This is a genomic window from Pseudomonas sp. HY2-MNA-CIBAN-0224 (genome assembly GCF_040310285.1).
Lineage (GTDB): Bacteria > Pseudomonadota > Gammaproteobacteria > Pseudomonadales > Pseudomonadaceae > Aquipseudomonas > Aquipseudomonas helleri.
Map to the genome: position 1 here is coordinate 1 of NZ_JBEOPQ010000692.1, position 256 is coordinate 256.

Here is a 256-nt window from a genome sequence, read left to right on the forward strand (position 1 = left end):
TTTGTCTTTGAGTAGGGCGCATGCGCGTTTGGCTTCTTCGATATCTTTGCCTTGTAAAGCTGGGTTTTTAGCAATTGCCTCTTTAGAATGGCGACGCATAATAGGAAAGTCTAAAAAATAAAACGCTTGACCGATAACAGGAATGTATATCAGCTCAAACTTGGTAAAAAAGCGCGTTAATGGCAAGCGGTTTTCACTAATGTATTGCACGATACTGGTATCTACCCATGACTGATGGTTGCTCATCAGTAGATAC

Annotated in this window: 1 protein-coding gene; it reads right to left on the reverse strand. The window is 41.0% G+C overall.

The features are described 5' to 3' along the window. Positions 1–256, reverse strand: a 256-nt coding sequence (locus tag AAEZ03_RS28085; RefSeq protein ID WP_350583216.1) for a 1-acyl-sn-glycerol-3-phosphate acyltransferase, incomplete at both ends; no start/stop codon positions are given.